Origin of the sequence: Winogradskyella sp. A2 (assembly GCF_046762865.1) — a bacterium.
Taxonomy (GTDB): Bacteria; Bacteroidota; Bacteroidia; order Flavobacteriales; family Flavobacteriaceae; genus Winogradskyella.
In genome coordinates, this window is the sequence record NZ_JBKQXM010000002.1 from 617671 (window position 1) to 634569 (window position 16899).

17 protein-coding genes are annotated in these 16899 nt (G+C 34.5%); 14 read left to right on the top strand and 3 right to left on the bottom strand.

Annotated elements, in window-relative coordinates; translation table 11 throughout:
* The first annotated feature begins 1 nt into the window (after position 1).
* The 13 genes from ACFWV9_RS05865 (at position 2) to tsaB (ending at position 11775) form a co-directional block, all read left to right on the top strand.
* Complete coding sequence (locus ACFWV9_RS05865; protein ID WP_411894302.1) at positions 2 to 1003, top strand: cytochrome c oxidase subunit 3; 1002 nt, start codon at positions 2 to 4, stop codon at positions 1001 to 1003.
* A 24-nt stretch (positions 1004 to 1027) separates the two neighbouring features.
* Positions 1028 to 1474 (top strand): cytochrome C oxidase subunit IV family protein, encoded by a 447-nt coding sequence (locus ACFWV9_RS05870; protein WP_411894303.1) that lies wholly within the window; start codon positions 1028 to 1030, stop codon positions 1472 to 1474.
* A gap of 68 nt (positions 1475 to 1542) precedes the next feature.
* A complete protein-coding gene (locus tag ACFWV9_RS05875) occupies positions 1543 to 2247 on the top strand; it encodes a hypothetical protein (protein WP_411894304.1) in 705 nt (234 codons plus the stop codon).
* Positions 2240 to 2986: an SCO family protein gene (locus ACFWV9_RS05880; RefSeq protein ID WP_411894305.1), complete on the top strand. Its 747-nt coding sequence runs from the start codon at positions 2240 to 2242 to the stop codon at positions 2984 to 2986. The genes ACFWV9_RS05875 and ACFWV9_RS05880 overlap by 8 nt, the downstream gene beginning before the upstream one ends.
* Positions 2987 to 2988: 2 nt before the next feature.
* Positions 2989 to 3534, top strand: coding sequence for a DUF420 domain-containing protein (locus ACFWV9_RS05885; RefSeq protein WP_411894330.1), 546 nt, complete (start codon positions 2989 to 2991; stop codon positions 3532 to 3534).
* A 3-nt stretch (positions 3535 to 3537) separates the two neighbouring features.
* Positions 3538 to 3780, top strand: coding sequence for a hypothetical protein (locus ACFWV9_RS05890; protein ID WP_411894306.1), 243 nt, complete (start codon positions 3538 to 3540; stop codon positions 3778 to 3780).
* Positions 3781 to 3895: 115 nt separating this feature from the next.
* Entirely contained in the window at positions 3896 to 4597 is a 702-nt protein-coding gene (locus ACFWV9_RS05895) for an ABC transporter ATP-binding protein (RefSeq protein WP_411894307.1), read from the top strand.
* A complete protein-coding gene (locus ACFWV9_RS05900) occupies positions 4590 to 5834 on the top strand; it encodes an ABC transporter permease (RefSeq protein WP_411894308.1) in 1245 nt (414 codons plus the stop codon). The genes ACFWV9_RS05895 and ACFWV9_RS05900 overlap by 8 nt, the downstream gene beginning before the upstream one ends.
* Position 5835: 1 nt before the next feature.
* Positions 5836 to 7095 carry an ABC transporter permease gene (locus tag ACFWV9_RS05905; protein WP_411894309.1) on the top strand — a complete coding sequence of 420 codons (1260 nt, stop codon included), beginning with the start codon at positions 5836 to 5838 and terminating at the stop codon, positions 7093 to 7095.
* A gap of 36 nt (positions 7096 to 7131) precedes the next feature.
* Entirely contained in the window at positions 7132 to 8295 is a 1164-nt protein-coding gene (locus tag ACFWV9_RS05910) for an efflux RND transporter periplasmic adaptor subunit (protein ID WP_411894310.1), read from the top strand.
* Between the two features lie 48 nt (positions 8296 to 8343).
* The gene (locus tag ACFWV9_RS05915; protein WP_411894311.1) at positions 8344 to 9786 is read left to right on the top strand and encodes a TolC family protein; all 1443 of its coding nucleotides are present in this window, start codon (positions 8344 to 8346) and stop codon (positions 9784 to 9786) included.
* A gap of 2 nt (positions 9787 to 9788) precedes the next feature.
* Positions 9789 to 11090 (top strand): efflux RND transporter periplasmic adaptor subunit, encoded by a 1302-nt coding sequence (locus ACFWV9_RS05920; RefSeq protein ID WP_411894312.1) that lies wholly within the window; start codon positions 9789 to 9791, stop codon positions 11088 to 11090.
* Positions 11091 to 11106: 16 nt separating this feature from the next.
* Positions 11107 to 11775, top strand: coding sequence for a tRNA (adenosine(37)-N6)-threonylcarbamoyltransferase complex dimerization subunit type 1 TsaB (gene tsaB / locus ACFWV9_RS05925; protein ID WP_411894313.1), 669 nt, complete (start codon positions 11107 to 11109; stop codon positions 11773 to 11775).
* Here tsaB and ACFWV9_RS05930 read toward each other — a convergent pair.
* From ACFWV9_RS05930 to ACFWV9_RS05940, 3 genes are all read right to left on the bottom strand, one after another.
* Positions 11772 to 12584 carry a mechanosensitive ion channel family protein gene (locus ACFWV9_RS05930; protein ID WP_411894314.1) on the bottom strand — a complete coding sequence of 271 codons (813 nt, stop codon included), beginning with the start codon at positions 12582 to 12584 and terminating at the stop codon, positions 11772 to 11774. The genes tsaB and ACFWV9_RS05930 overlap by 4 nt on opposite strands.
* 56 nt (positions 12585 to 12640) lie before the next feature.
* A complete protein-coding gene (locus ACFWV9_RS05935; RefSeq protein ID WP_138432236.1) occupies positions 12641 to 12841 on the bottom strand; it encodes a dodecin family protein in 201 nt (66 codons plus the stop codon).
* Positions 12842 to 12909: 68 nt separating this feature from the next.
* A complete protein-coding gene (locus tag ACFWV9_RS05940; protein ID WP_411894315.1) occupies positions 12910 to 13812 on the bottom strand; it encodes a NifU family protein in 903 nt (300 codons plus the stop codon).
* 223 nt (positions 13813 to 14035) lie between these two features.
* Between ACFWV9_RS05940 and ACFWV9_RS05945 the strand changes: the two genes are divergently transcribed.
* Positions 14036 to 16899, top strand: a 2864-nt coding sequence (locus tag ACFWV9_RS05945) for a choice-of-anchor L domain-containing protein (protein WP_411894316.1), incomplete at its 3' end; no start/stop codon positions are given.

Consider the following 16899-nt stretch of genomic DNA (forward strand, 5'->3'; position numbering starts at 1 on the left):
TATGGATTCTACAGTAGCGAATACTGGTACAGAAGGAAAAACTTGGGGAGGTGGTAATAAACCATTAGGAGCAAGTTATGGTAAGTTGATGATGTGGTTTTTCATCGTATCAGATGCATTGACTTTCTCGGGTTTCTTGGCCGCATATGGTTTTTCAAGATTCAAGTTTATAAAAGAGTGGCCAATTGCCGATGAGGTATTTACTCACGTTCCATTTTTACATGGTCAAGAATTACCAATGATCTATGTAGCGTTTATGACATTCATCCTTATTATGTCTTCTGTTACAATGGTATTAGCTGTGGATGCAGGTCATCATATGAACAAGGCTAAAGTTACCTTCTATATGTTCTTAACTATAATCGGTGGTGCTATTTTCGTTGGTTCGCAAGCTTGGGAATGGGCAACATTTATATCTGGAGATTATGGTGCTGTACAAACAAAAGGAGGTAATATATTACAGTTTGGGGAGTACGTAACTGAAGATGGTAATGAAAAATTTAAGCGTATTTCTATAGATGATTTTGCTATAGTTGAAGGAAGCGCAAGAGCAGAACACGAGCGTAAAAATGGTCTATGGTTTGTTACTGAGGAGTCTTTACCACCATATACGGTAAGTGAAATTTATAGTGGTTTAGCCGCTAATGAAAATATTTTAGTAAGAAATCAAATAATTAATGAAGAAGGCGAAAAAACCGTTTTGTCTAGAGAAGAATCTTTAAAACAGATTAAGAATAACGGACAATTGGTTGTGAAAGGAGCTAATCTTATAGTCAATGAATATGGAACCTCACTTTTTGCTGATTTCTTTTTCTTTATAACAGGTTTTCACGGATTCCACGTTTTCTCCGGCGTAGTAATTAATATCATCATTTTCTTTAATGTGATTTTAGGAACTTATGAGAGAAGAGGAAGTTATGAGATGGTCGAGAAAGTAGGTCTTTATTGGCACTTTGTCGATTTAGTATGGGTATTTGTATTTACATTCTTCTACTTAGTTTAAAATTATTAAGATTATAAAAACGTCATGGCACACGAGCATAAACTAGAAATATTTAGAGGACTTTTAAAATTTAAGTCTAACACACAAAAGATTTGGGGAGTATTAGTTTTCCTAACTATTGTAACGGCTATCGAAGTGGCATTAGGTATATATAAACCAGATGCACTTATGCAGACTTGGTTATCTCCTTTTGAAGGTGGTTTCTTTGCTACTTTGGGGAATATTATTTTATCGCCTTTTATCTATATGAAGCCTCTGAATTTAATATTTATTATTTTAACTATCGTTAAGGCATACTATATTACATGGGACTTTATGCACATGAGAGATGAGAAAGGTAGTCTAAGAAAAATGGTAGTATGGACTGCTGTATTTCTTATCTGTTACTTAATTTTCATCTTACTTCAAGAAGGTGGATATGTATTTGAAGTTTACAACACCGATGATGCCCTTATAAAACGCGATTTTTAAGGAGTAGCATTACGTTAAATGATATTAAAAAGGTGGTTTTATTTAACCACCTTTTTTATTTTTGCATTATGAAAAAAGAGAGGATAAAACGTTACGCAGTATTAACTATTTTATTTTTTTTACCGGTTGCGTTTTTGATGTTGTTATATCCTTCAACACACAATTACAATCCCTTAGAGATTGTTCATAATAATGTAACAGATATATCAATTTCTGAAGATATTAAGCTTCAAGATCACATTACCGTTTTGGCCTTTTTTGGCAATAATCCTATCGAAAAGGCTATAGCAGGATCTAACTTAAAGGAATTGGTATATGACAAATTTAAGGGCTTTAAAAAATTTCAAATTGTAGTTATTGGAGAACAAGGAACAGAAGAGGAATACAATAAACTGAATAAGGAAATTGCTAAATATGAGGACCTTAAGTTTTGGCATTACGTCTACTTACCAGAGTCAAGAATACTAGAAATTTATAGAAGCTTAAAAACCACTGAGAATTTAGATCAAAACTTATCTTCGGATGAAGTTTTTATTATTGATAAAGATCGTAATCAAAGAGGTCGATTAGATGACAGAAAAAAGAATGAAATTGAAGCAAATAAACCTGTTAGTCAGCTTTACGCCTACAATTGCATTCAAGTCGCAGAAATAAAAAATAAAATGAGCGAAGATATGCGCATTCTATTTACCGAATATAGACAAAAACGAAAAGGGAAGTTTCAAGATTCTGATTCAAGACGTGCTAATGATTTAAAGAAAACAGATGAGTAAGAAAACTAATTATTCATACGTAGGTATAGCATTTATAATATTGGTATTTGGTATAATATTCGTACCAAAAATTATAGATCGTATCAATAACAATGACATCACCAGAGAAGAAAGTCGAAGTAAGAATGTTTCTAGTAATGAATCTAGTAAAAGCGATTTATCTTATTTGGAAATAAACGGTAAACCTAAAAAAGTACCAGAATTTAATTTTACTAATCAAGACGGAAAGCTTATTTCAAATAATGACTATTTAGGAAAAGTTTATGTGGTAGAATTTTTCTTTACTACATGTCCAACGATCTGCCCTATAATGAATAGAAATTTGGTAGAGATTCAGAATGAATTTGATAGTTTCGAAAATTTTGGAGTCGCTTCATTTTCAATTACACCTGATATAGATACCCCAGCAGTACTAAAAGCTTATGCAGAGCGCTATGGTATAACAAATCCTAATTGGCATTTAATGACTGGTGATGAGGAAGCAATTTATAAATTGGCCAATGAAGGATTTAACTTGTACACAGCTAGGGATGAAACAGTAGAAGGTGGCTTTGAACATTCAGGTAACTTTGCTCTAATAGATAAAGAAGGATTTATAAGGTCAAGACAAGATAATTTCGGCAATCCGTTGATATTTTATAATGGGTTAATACCAGAAACTCAAGGTGTAGATGAAGATGGTATTTCGCAAGAGATAACAATTTTAAAAGAAGATATAGCAAAACTATTGAAAGAATGAGAATGAACGAGGTAGATATTGATAAAGAAAAAAAGTATAACAAATGGATCGTTGTACTGTCAATTGTGATTCCAGTGGCAGTTGCTGTATTGTTTGGAGTAAATTTAAGAGAACTAGGCTTTGATGTTGAACCGTTAACTTTTTTACCACCAATCTATGCGACTATTAATGGCCTGACAGCAGTATTATTAATAATTGCATTTATAGCTATAAAAAATAAAAACATAGTGCTTCACCAAAATCTAATGACAACAGCCATATGGTGCTCTGTGGCATTTTTAGTAATGTATGTTGCGTATCATATGACTAGTGATTCAACAAAATTTGGTGGTGAAGGATTTATAAGATACATCTACTTTTTTGTTTTGGTTAGTCACATATTGTTATCTATTATCGTAATACCATTTGTGCTAATTACTTATGTTAGAGCAATTACAAACAATATTGAAAAGCATAAAAAAATTGCGAAGATCACTTTTCCGTTGTGGCTTTATGTTGCAGTAACTGGTGTTATAGTTTACATTATGATATCTCCATATTATTCATAAAAGATGAAACGTAAATTAGCATTTATATTTTTTACAGTTTTTTGGACTGTTCAAACTTGGTCTCAATGTGCAATGTGTAGGGCAGTATTAGAGAGTGGAGATGATCAGGCAGCTGCAGAGGGTATTAATGATGGTATCATCTTTTTAATGGCAATACCCTACATTTTAGTTGCGGTATTTGGGTTTATTTTATATAAAAAATTCAATAAATCCTCAAAAACAAAAAATACTTCAGAGGCATTGTAACAAATATCCTATTTAAGAGTCTTAGTAATACGAAAACCGAGGGGAGTCTTAACAGTTCGTTGGCATAAAAACCTAGCTGATTTTCATAATATTGCACAAGATTTAAGTCTCAATTATGATTCAAATTAAGGATTTACATAAGTCTTACCACATGGGAAGCAATTCGCTTCATGTACTTAAAGGAATTAATTTTAATGTTAAAGAAGGAGAATTAGTATCCATAATGGGCTCTTCGGGTTCAGGTAAATCCACCTTACTTAATATTTTAGGAATGCTTGATGAGGCAGATGAAGGAGAATATATTTTAGATGGTGTTCCTATCAAGAATCTCAATGAAAAAACTGCGGCACGCTACCGGAATGAATTTTTAGGTTTCATTTTTCAATCCTTTAATTTAATCAATTATAAATCTGCAACCGATAATGTTGCTTTGCCACTTTATTATAAGGGAATTCCACGCAAGGAGCGCATTGAAAAGGCTGAGCATTACTTAGAAAAAGTGGGTTTAAAAGAATGGTCACATCATTTGCCTAGTGAGCTTTCGGGAGGTCAAAAACAAAGAGTAGCTATCGCAAGAGCATTAGCGAGTGAACCAAAAGTATTATTAGCTGACGAACCAACTGGAGCATTGGACTCTACGACTTCTTATGGTGTATTAGAATTAATACAAGAAATCAATGATGAGGGGAAAACAGTACTTATTGTTACACATGAAGATGATATTGCTCACATGACAAAGCGCATCGTTAATCTAAAGGATGGTGTTATTATAAAGGATAGTATAGTAGAACAAGTTAGAGCCAATCAATATGTTTAATATAGAACGTTGGCAAGAAATATTTGAAACTTTAAGAAAGAATAAGTTAAGAACCTTCTTAACAGGACTTTCTGTAGCCTCAGGTATTTTTATTTTGGTGATTCTATTGGGATTTAGCTCAGGTATTGAAAACGGTGTTACTTCAGAATTTCAACAAGATGCTACCAACAAAATAAGCGTTAGAACTAGACGAACTACAAAAGGCTATAAAGGATTAAATCCAGGTAGATACATTCAATTAAAAGACGACGATTTTGCTACTGTTGGAACTACCTACGATGACAACTTAGAATACCGTTCGGCTAGTTATAGTATATGGGGAGGACAAATCACTTACAAAAATGAATCTGGTAACTATAGAGTAAGAGGTGTGATGCCAGACGAACAGTTCATAGAAAATGCTTCTTTAGTACAAGGCAGATTTCTTAATCTATCTGATATTAATGAAGGTAAGAAAGTTGCTATTATTGGAAATAAGGTAAAGACAGATTTGTTTAAAGGTAAAGATCCAATAGATAAGGATGTTGCGATTTGGGGAATTAATTTTAAGGTGGTTGGTGTTTATACTGACCCAGGTGGTGAAAGAGAAGAAAGTAATGTTTTTTTGCCTTTAACAACTGTACAAAATGCCTTTAATGGAGGCGATAATATTAGGGATATGGCATTTACAGTAAAAATGTCTGAAAACTTCAAAGAAGCTGTTGAGCTTTCTAAGAATCTAACATTTGCAATTGAAAATGATTTAAAACAAAAACACATTGTGGCACCAGAAGATACTGCGGCAATTAGAGTTTATAATACACTAGAAGAGGCTAAGAAAATATATTCATTAATAGATACTATTAAGGCTGTTTTTTGGTTTATTGGAATAGGTACAATTATAGCTGGTGTTGTTGGTGTAGGCAATATTATGATTATAATTGTTAAGGAGAGAACAAAGGAGATTGGTATCAGAAAAGCCTTAGGCGCAATACCAATTTCAATAATTGCCATGATTCTTCAAGAGGCAATTTTTGTAACTATGTTTGCTGGGTTATTTGGTCTAATATTAGGATTGGGATTGTTAGAAATAGCTGGGCCTTATGTTGATAGTCCATTTATCAAATTTCCTCAAGTAGATTTTCAAACCGCTATAACAACTGTTTTTATTTTAGTTGCAGCTGGTGCTTTAGCAGGATTTATACCCGCCTATCGAGCTGCCAAAATAAAACCAATTGTAGCGTTAAGAGACGAATAAAATGTTTAATAAAGATCGTTGGATAGAAATATTAGAAGCGCTAAATGCTAATAAGGTAAGAACCTTACTTACGGCATTTGGTGTTTTTTGGGGAATAATGATACTTGTATTGTTACTCGCTCTGACTAATGGTTTAAGAAATGGCGTTACTGCAGATTTTGGAAATTTTGCTACTAATTCTATGTTTATGTGGACTCAAGGTACTTCAATAGCCTACAAAGGTTTACCTAAATCCAGACGATTTAATTATAAAATTGATGATGTTGCAGCTATTAAAGCAGAGGTGCCAGAATTAAAATATGTATCTCCAAGAAACCAGCTAGGTGGATATCAAGGTGCAAATAATGTTATACGAGGAACTGAGACAGGAGCATTTCAGATTTATGGGGATTATCCAGAGTTTATTAAGCAAAAGCCCATGGATATTTTACAAGGAAGGTTTTTGAATTACTCAGACATTAACGATAAACGTAAGATATGCGTTATTGGCCCTGACGTTGTTGCTGGTTTATACGATAAAAATGAAGATGTTATAGGGACTTATATTAAAATTAACGGTGTTAATTTTATGGTCGTTGGCACATTTAAAATAACTAATAGCCAAGGCGATTCAGAAGAAGAAGCAAATACCATTTTTATACCTTTTACAACATTTAATCAAGCCTTTAATTATGGCGATATAGTTGGCTGGATGGCAATTACAGCTAATGATAAAATTGGTATAACCGATGTTAAGGAACGGATTTTTGCACTGTTGAGAAATAGACATACCATACATCCAGAAGACGTAAGAGCAATTGGTCACTTTGATTTATCGGAAGAGTTTGGTAGGATAAATGGCCTTTTCAATATTTTGGCCTTTGTGGGTTATTTTGTGGGAGCACTAGTTCTTATGTCTGGCATAATAGGGATCAATAATATTATGCTTATTGTAGTTAAAGAACGTACAAATGAAATTGGTGTTAGAAGAGCTTTAGGAGCAACTCCATTGACAATACAAGGACAAATTTTACAAGAAAGCTTAATTCTAACAATTATATCTGGAATGACAGGTATTTCATTTGCGGCATTAGTCATCTGGGTAATGAATACCATATTGGACAATGCTGGACCAGTTGAAAATTTTGCAAACCCAAGTGTCAGTATGCAAGTTGTATTCACAGCGTTAATAATATTAGTTGCTTCTGGTTTATTAGCAGGATTAATTCCTGCAATTCGAGCAACTAAAATGAAGCCTGTAGATGCTTTAAGAATAGAATAAATTGTTAAACCTGATTGAAAAAAGAATAAATCAAAAATGAAAAGAACAACAACTGTAATTGTTTTAATATTAATCGTAATAACTTTTAGTGGTGCCTTATATTACTTATGGTCCAAAAACCAGGAAGATCCCGTAACATATACTACAGAAAAAGCTTCAAAAGAAACTATTGTCGTTAAAACAGTTGCTACAGGTAGTATAGTACCTAAAGAAGAAGTTTTAATTAAGCCAAATATTTCTGGTGTGATTGAAGAAGTATATATTGAAGCAGGAGAATATGTGAATCAAGGAGATTTAATTGCAAAAATTAGAGTAATACCAAATGTTTCTTCTTTAACAAGTGCAAAGAATAATATTGCATCTAACAGAACATCGTTAGAAACGGCTGAGATTAATTTTAAAACCCAAAAAGCAATTTATAATCGTCAAAAGGAATTATTTGATAAAGGTGTCATTGCAGCCAATGAGTTCGATCAGGTAAATAATAGTTATTTGCAGGCAAAACAAAGTGTAGAACAGGCGAGAATAAATGTGCAACAAGCACGCCAAAATTACGATATAATAAAAACGGGAACAACTTCTGGTTTGGGTAATATTGCCCAGACACAAGTTAGAGCAACTGTTTCTGGGATGGTATTAGATGTGCCAGTTAAAGTTGGAAATCAAGTTATTGAAGCAAATAATTTTAATGAAGGTACTTCAATTGCATCTTTAGCAGATGTAAAAAAGATGATTTTTGAAGGAAAAGTAGATGAAAGTGAAGTAGGTAAAATTAAGGAGGGCTTACCTTTAGAGATAACCGTTGGAGCAATTGAAAACGAAAAATTTGATGCAGTTTTAGATTATATTGCACCAAAAGGAGTAGAAGAAAATGGTGCAATTCAATTTGAAATTAAAGGGTCTTTAAAAGCAATAGATTCTACATTTATAAGAGCTGGCTTAAGCGCAAATGCATCCATTATACTTGATAAAACAGAAGATGTTTTAGCAATTAAGGAAGCCTTGGTTCAGTATGATACGAAAACAAAAAAACCTTTTGTTGAAATAGAAGTAGGTAATCAGAAATTTGAAAAACGCGATGTAGAGTTAGGTTTGAGCAATGGTATTTTTGTAGAGGTTAAAGAGGGTATATCTGAGACAGACGAAATAAAGGTTTGGAATCAGCTTCAAGGACCACCTAAATTCCAAGGACGTAATTAATTCATTTTTTTTGTAACACAACAAGATTTATCTAGACATATAGACATCATGAAAAAATCAATCATTCTTGCAATTTTTCTTTTTGGATTAATTGTACAAGCACAAAATAAAAAATGGACACTCAAAGAGTGTGTAGAATATGCTTTGGAGAATAATATTTCTGTAAAACAAAGCGAATTAGATATAGAACTTGCTGATATAGAAAAACTAACCGCAAAAGGTAATTTTGTTCCAGGAATTAGTGCGGGTTCTGGTGTTTCTGAAAATACTGGTTTAAGTTTTGATCCAGTTACCAATAATGCGCGTACCACTACGTTTTTATCTGCTTCAGGTAGTATTAATATGAACTACACATTATTTAATGGCCTAAGAAACTTTAGGCAATTACAAAGAGCAGATATATCTAAATTATCGAGTCAATATCGTTTAGATAAAATGAAGGATGATATTTCTTTATTCGTTGCCAATGGATATCTACAGGTAATCCTTAACAAGGCAAATTTGGAGGTTTTAATTTCACAGAATCAAGTTACAAAAGAACAAATTGAAAGAACTGAAGAATTGGTAGAAGCTGGTTCCTTACCTCGTGGTGATTTGCTCGAAATAAATGCAACTGATGCAAGTGAGCAACAAGCAATTATAAATGCTCAAAATAATGTTCAAATATCGTTAATTGGTCTTGCCCAATTATTATTAATTAAGGATTACGAAAACTTTGATATTGAAGATGAGGGTTACAATATTGTAGATGATGGAGTCGCCTCAAGAGATATTTCATCAATTATAGCCTCTGCAAAAGAGAATAGGTCAGAAATAAAAATTGCTGAGCAAAATGTAGAACTTGCAGAAATGGATCTAAAGATTTCTAAAGGATCTAATTATCCTACCTTAAGTGCATTTTTTGGTTATAATACTAGATATGCCAATACACCAAATTTTTCGCAAGAGATAGATCCAAATAACCCTACTATTACATCTCAAATAGGAACAGTAGAGGCTACTGGTCAAGCCGTAGTGGCAGATTTTCCAAACGCTACACTTGTAGAGGTACCAGCAGACCCTCTTATTGATCAATTATATCTTAATGACGGTGTAGGTTATGGGTTACAATTAAATATCCCTATATTGAATGGTTTTAATATAAAAAGCAATGTTCAGAGAAGTAGAGTGAGTTTAGAACGTGCGAGATTTCAATTGGAACAAGCTGAACTAGATTTAGAGTCAACAGTTTATCAGGCTTATGTAGATGCGAAAGGTTCACTAAAATCATATGAGGCGGCTCAATTAGCATTAGAATCCCAGGAACTTGCCTATTCTTATGCTAAGGAACGTTATGATGTAGGTTTAACAAATGCATTCGATTTCAGTCAGTCTAAGTTGAGATATGACAATTCTAGGATAGAATTAAATAGAGCCAAATACGATTACATATTTAAATTGAAAGTTCTCGAATTATATTTTGGGATTCCAGCAACTGAATTAAAGTTTTGATTATGAGTAAAACAGTAAAAATTATTATAGGAATTGTTGTTCTAATGCTGGTTCTGCTAATTGCAGGATCTAAAATGGGATGGTTTGGGAAAAAAGGAAACTTTAAAGAAGTTACTGTAAAAGAAGTTACATTAAAAGATATTGTAGAGACTGTATCTGCTACAGGAAAAATACAGCCAGAGGTGGAAGTTAAGATTTCATCTGAAGTGTCTGGTGAGATTTTAGAATTACCATTTAAAGAAGGTCAGGAAGTTAAAAAAGGTGATCTTTTAGTGAGAGTTAATCCAGATTTAATTCAATCTGCTGTAAATAGATCGCAGGCTACTTATCAAAATATTAGAGCAAATCTTGAGCAAGCTGAGGCAACATTAAAACAAGCAAAGGCAAATTATGACAGGAATAAAGCACTTTTCAATAAAGGGGTTATTTCTAAAGCTGATTGGGACAGTTCTATCGCAAGCTATGAAACTGCTGTTGCTGGTAAGAGTTCTGCATACTATAGTGTACAAAGTGCTGCAGCAAGTGTTAACGAGGCCACGGATAACTTAAATAGAACTACGATTTATGCACCTATGAGCGGAACAATTTCTTTGTTAAGTGTTGAAGAGGGTGAGCGTGTTGTTGGTACCCAACAAATGGCTGGTACTGAAATTCTTAGAGTAGCCAATTTACAAAATATGGAAGTCGAGGTTGATGTTAATGAAAATGATATTGTTAAAGTAAATATTGGTGACTCCACAATTGTTGAGGTAGATGCCTATTTAAAGAAAGAGTTTAAAGGTATTGTTACAGAGATTGCCAATTCTGCGGCAGGTAATTTAGCAGCAGATCAAGTAACAAACTTTAAGGTAAAGGTGAGAATTTTAGAAGAATCTTATAAAGACCTCACTGAAGGTAAACCTGAAAGTTATTCACCTTTCAGGCCTGGTATGACGGCAACTGTTGATATTATAACCAATACAAAAAAAGACGCAATTTCGGTTCCAATTAGTGCGATAGTTATAAAAACAGATACGAGTTCAACTAGAAAGCCTTATTCAAAAAACAATGCAGAAGACAATGACACACCAGTTGAAGAACAAAAGTTTGAATGTGTTTTTATAAATGACAATGGTAAAGCAAAACTAAGAGTAGTTGAGACAGGAATACAGGATGATTCGTCCATTGAAATTGTTTCTGGTTTAGAGGAAGAAGACAAAATTATTACAGGACCATATAACATGGTTTCTAAAACATTAAAACCTGGTGACCTAATTCAAGAAAAAAATAAGACAGTAGAATCATCTGAGGGCAATTCAGAATAATTGAGATATATTTTTAATGGCATTATTGCTTAATATAGAAACAGCAACCACTAATTGTTCAGTCTCTCTATCTAAAGATGGAGAGACTTTAGTTTTAAAAGAGGACAATAGTCTAGGCTATTCTCATGCGGAGACGTTACACTTATTTATTGATGAAGTATTTAAAAGAGCAGAAATAAAGCCATCAAAAATTAATGCTGTTGCCGTAAGTAAAGGTCCTGGCTCTTACACTGGATTGCGCATTGGAGTGTCTTCTGCAAAAGGTCTGTGTTACGCCTTAAATAAGCCATTAATTGCAATAGATACTCTAGAGAGTTTAGCTAACCAGGTAAAGATTGATAAAGGTTATATTGTACCCATGCTAGATGCACGTCGTTTAGAGGTTTATTCTTCGGTTTATGATAATAACTTAAAGCAAGTAAGAGATATAAAAGCTGAAATATTAGAAGAAACTAGTTTTGACAATTATTTAAAACAGGGACTTGTATATTTTATTGGAAGTGGTGTTGAAAAAACCAAATCCATAATTAAGCATCCTAATGCTGTATTTGTTGAAAATAAATTACCTTCAGCTAATGAGATGTCATCTTTGGCGGAGTTAAAGCATAAAAAAAGCGACACCGAAGATGTCGCTTATTTTGAACCTTATTACTTAAAGGATTTCGTTGCTATAAAAAAAGCCTAAGCTTGTTTACGGATTTCAACTTGGTGTGGATAAGGTATTTCAATACCCGCTTTATCCAATGCATTCTTAACATCTTCAGTTACTCCAAAATAGACATCCCAGTAGTCGTCTACCTTACACCAGGGTCTAACAACAAAGTTAATTGAACTATCTGCTAGTTCAGAAACAGCAACAGTAGGTGCTGGATCTTTTAATATTTTTGAGTTAGATAATAAAACTTCATTAAAAACATCTTTTGTTTTCTTAATATCTGAGTCATAACCAACTCCAAAAACTAGATCTACTCGACGAGTTCCTTCTGAAGTGTAATTAATAATGTTACCATTAGATAAGGCACCATTAGGAATGATAATTTCTCTATTAGATAAGCCTGTTAATTTAGTTGTAAAAATTTCTATTTCTTTAACAACGCCTATTTCACCTTGGGCTTCAATTAAATCTCCGATTTTAAATGGTTTAAAAATCATTATTAAGACACCACCAGCAAAATTACCAAGTGAGCCTTGTAGTGCAAGTCCGATTGCTAAACCAGCAGCAGCAAGTATAGCTGCAAACGAGGTGGTCTCGACACCCATTGTTCCTAAAACAACAATGATTAATATTATTTTAAGAATCCAATTAGTTAAATTGAGTAAGAACTTTTTTAAACTCTCATCATAATTGGCTTTGTTCATAGCCTTTTTTAGGGCTTTTAGAATTAATTTAATGATCCAACTACCAATGATCCATATAATTATAGCTCCAATAACCTTTGGGCCAAAGTCCATAATTAATTCGTAGCCTTTATCAATCCATTTTTGTGTGTCCATGTTTATAAAATGTTTTTATTAAAAAAGACTCGGTTTTCACCGAGCCTCGAATTCAATTATTTTACTTCAAAGGTCAATTTTAGGTTCACTCTAAATTCAGTGACATCATCTCCTTTAACAATTGCACTTTGATCTTGTACGTAAACTGAACGAATGTTCTTTACTGTTTTAGATGCTTCCTTAACTGCTTTTTTTGTTGCATCTTCCCAACTTTTATCTGAGTTAGATAATACTTCAATTACTTTTAAAACTGCCATAATGATATGATTTTAGTTATTAATTCTTACTTAACTTAAGACACCATTTGCTCTAATAAGTCACCATTTTAATTATTAATCGCATCAACAGTAATTTCACTATCATTCAACATTTCTTTTAGCATATTTTCTATACCATTTTTTAATGTGAAAGTTGAAGAAGGGCAACCACTGCAAGCACCTTGTAACAAGACTTGAACTTTCTTTGTGTTTTCATCATAAGATTTAAATTCAATATTGCCACCATCACTTGCTACGGCAGGCTTAACATACTCTTCTAAAATATTTACGATATTCTTTGAGGTGTCATCTAATGCTTCAAACTTCTGTTCAATCGCTTCTTCAGTTTTATTAAGTTGTTGAGGAGCATCATCATTTAAAATAGTTTTGCCATCTTCAACATAGGTCTTAATAAATTCTCTTATTTGCACTGTGATTTCTTCCCATTCAACTATGTCAAATTTTGTTATTGATACATAGTTTTTATCAAAAAACACATTTTTTACAAATGGAAATTGAAATAGAGCCGTAGCAAAAGGAGAAGGTTTAGCATCTTCTATTGAAGAAAACTCATAAAGGTTTGGGACCAATACTTTATTGCAAACAAACTTTAAAACACTCGGGTTTGGAGTACTCTCAGCATATACTGTAACTGCTGCCTTAGGTTTAATTGCATCTTCAGTAACTATAATTCCGTCGTTAGATAAATAATCTTCAAGTTGTTGTGCTACTTCATCCTGTACGTCCTTCCACTCAACAATATTATAGCGTTCAATTGCTACAAAGTTTGATGCAATATATACCTTCTTAACAAAGGGTAAATAAAACAACTGTTGAGCAAGTGGTGAATTCTTGGCTTCATCAATATTATTAAACTCAAAGCTGTTGTGATTTGTTAAAAACCTATCAGCCTCAAACTTCAAAATAGTATCATTTGAAGTGTTATGTATTGATATATTTGTTTTTGGCATCTTTTTTATTTGCAAAAGTATGAAATAAACGGGTTATAAGTTAATCCCAAACATTATGTTTTGTGACTATTTTCTTAAGTCAATTCATTTAATTTGATTAAATTTCGTGTCCAATGAAAAAATCTAATGAAAAAGAGAGATTTGTTGAAATTTGAAAGGTCTTTTTGTTGCTCCCCTTGTCAATTAATAACTACATAATTGAAAAAGGACTAAAAGATAATCAATGAGGAAGTTAATTATTGTTCTTACCCTTGTGTCTGCATTTTTTGGTTATACCCAAGATGTAGTTATGCAAAATGGTACCTTCAATAGATGTGCCCCAGATAAGTTTTTTGATTCTGGTGGAGAGTTTGCCAATTATAGCAATAATGAAAATTTAGTGACAACAATTTGTCCTCAGAACACAGGGGAATTTATTATACTGGATTTTCTATCTTTTTCTACTCAATTAGGTCTTAATCCTGATTATTTGAATGTTTATGATGGTGATGATACAGCAGCCAACTTGTTAGGGACATTTCAAGGCCCTATTGGGGCATTCACAGTAAGCGCTTCAAACACTAACACCTCAGGTTGTTTAACATTGGAGTTTGTTTCAGCTCTAAATGATGGTACATTAGATGGCTGGGAAGCTGATATTTTATGTGCAACTGCATGTCAAGATATTGTTGCTTCTATCGACACTACTACGCCAGAGCCAAATGCAACAGGAGTTATTAGTATTTTACCAGGAGAAACTGTTGATTTTTCGGGTAGTGCAACTTTTTCGGTAGACGGTTCAAATGCTACTTACAACTGGGACTTTGGCGATGGCACAACAGCAACTGGTACAGATGTTTCTCATCTATTTCCAATAGCAGGTACTTATACAGTAACATTTACCGCTACAGATGAAAATCCACAAGGCTGTACAGGTACAGAAACGATTACTGTTTTTGTTCTTGGTCCAAATGTTGTTGTAGATCAAGATTTATTTACTCCAGAAGAATTAATTGAAGATGTTCTTGTAAATAGCCCTTGTGCTTCGGTTTCAAATATATCGTGGTCAACAGGAATTAATTTTGGTCCAATTGAACCAAATGGGATAGGGTATTTTTTTAGCGATGGTATTAATTTTCCTTTTGAGGATGGTGTTTTGTTAACTTCTGGAGATGCTTCTCGTGCTCGTGGCCCAAATAATAATGCATTAAGTGAGGGAACTCCCTCATGGGAAGGTGATATGGATTTAAATAATGCCGTAGGTATTACTTCAAATAATGCCACGTTTATTCAATTCGATTTTGTGCCATTGGCCGATAATATCAGTTTTGAATTTTTAATGGCATCGGAGGAATATAATATGGGCAGTTTTGAATGTAACTTTTCAGATGCTTTTGCCTTCTTATTAACAGACTCTATGGGTAATACTACAAATCTTGCGGTGTTACCAGGTACCAATACGCCAATTTTAGTTACTAATATTCATCTTGCAAATTCATCTTGTCCAGCAATTAATGAGCAATATTTTGGAGGGTATACACCTCAAAATGGACCACCAATATCTTTTGATGGTAGAACTACTGTATTTACAGCACAATCTGCGGTGAATCCAGGAGAAACATATACAATTAAACTTGTTATTGCGGACGCATCAGATACCCAATTGGATTCTGGTGTTTTTTTAAAAGCCGGAAGTTTTGATCTAGGAGGAGACCTTGGAGAAGATATTACGATTGCTGCTGGTACAGCACGTTGTGATGGCTCATCAGTAGAGTTAGATACAGGTGTGCCAACGGCCACACATACTTGGTATTTTGAAGGCAATGAGATTCCTGGAGAAAGCGGTTCTATCATTTCTGTATCAGAAACCGGAACATATTCTGTGGATGTCATTTTTTCAGGCACATGTCAATCTTTTGACTCTGTTTTTGTAGAATTTATTCCAAACCCAACAAACGCAAGTTCTCCGGTAGATTTATTTGAATGTAGTGCATCTGGTACAGCAGAGTTTGATTTATCTCAAAATGATGCTAATGTTTTAGGAACGCTCGATCCAACAGAATTTATTGTATCATATCATTTATCAGAGCAAGATGCAATAGATAATGTCAATCCATTACCAACCAATTATACGAATACTTCGAATCCACAAACTATTTATGTTCGTTTAGCAGATCTTACCCAGACTTGTTTTGATGCTGTAGATTTGAATTTTGTTTTGTCGACTTCAGATTTACCAAGTATCAATCCGGTAGCAGACATGGAGGTCTGTGACGACGGATTGAACGATGGGACTGAGCTTTTCAACCTGGAGTCCCAGACCTTTGACATCTTGGGCGCCCAGGACCCTTTGGACTACGATGTGACTTACCATTTGAGCTTTGTGGATGCAGACGGCGGTGTCAATGCATTGTCAAGTCCTTATCCCAACACCTCTAGCCCTCAGGGGATATGGGTCAGAGTAGAGACCATAAGTGATGCAACGTGCTACAGCGCATCTGCAAATCCGGTTTTCAATCTTATCGTAAACCCGAGGGACGACCCTAGTTTTTCGGTAACACCGACCTGCGATGGAGGTATCGCGAGCATTACCGGCGATATGGGAGGAACCTTTGCATTTGATATCTTGCCGACGGACGGCGCGGTAATCGAACCGGTCACGGGAGCGGTAACCGGAGGAACACCGGGAGAGACCTATAGTATAGCGTATACGACAAACGGCATATGCCCTGACATCAGTACGGTTGAGTTTACGGCCAACCCCTTGCCGGTGGTTGTGGCGCCTACGGCACTTGAGGTCTGCGACGACGGCACGCCCGACGGCCTTACGGAGATCGACCTGGAGATAAAAAACGATGAGATCACGGGCAACAACGCGGGCTATGCGGTGAGCTACCACTTCGACCTGGCGGACGCCGTTTCGGGAGCCAACGCGCTTGCCGTGCCTTACGACAACATATCCAACCCTCAGACGGTTTTTGTACGCGTCGAGGACACCTCTACGGGCTGTTACGACACGACGACGCTCGAGCTGGTTGTGGAGCAGGCACCTGTGGCCTTTGACCCTGAGCCTTTGCGCTACTGCGACCCGGACAACGACGGCTTCGG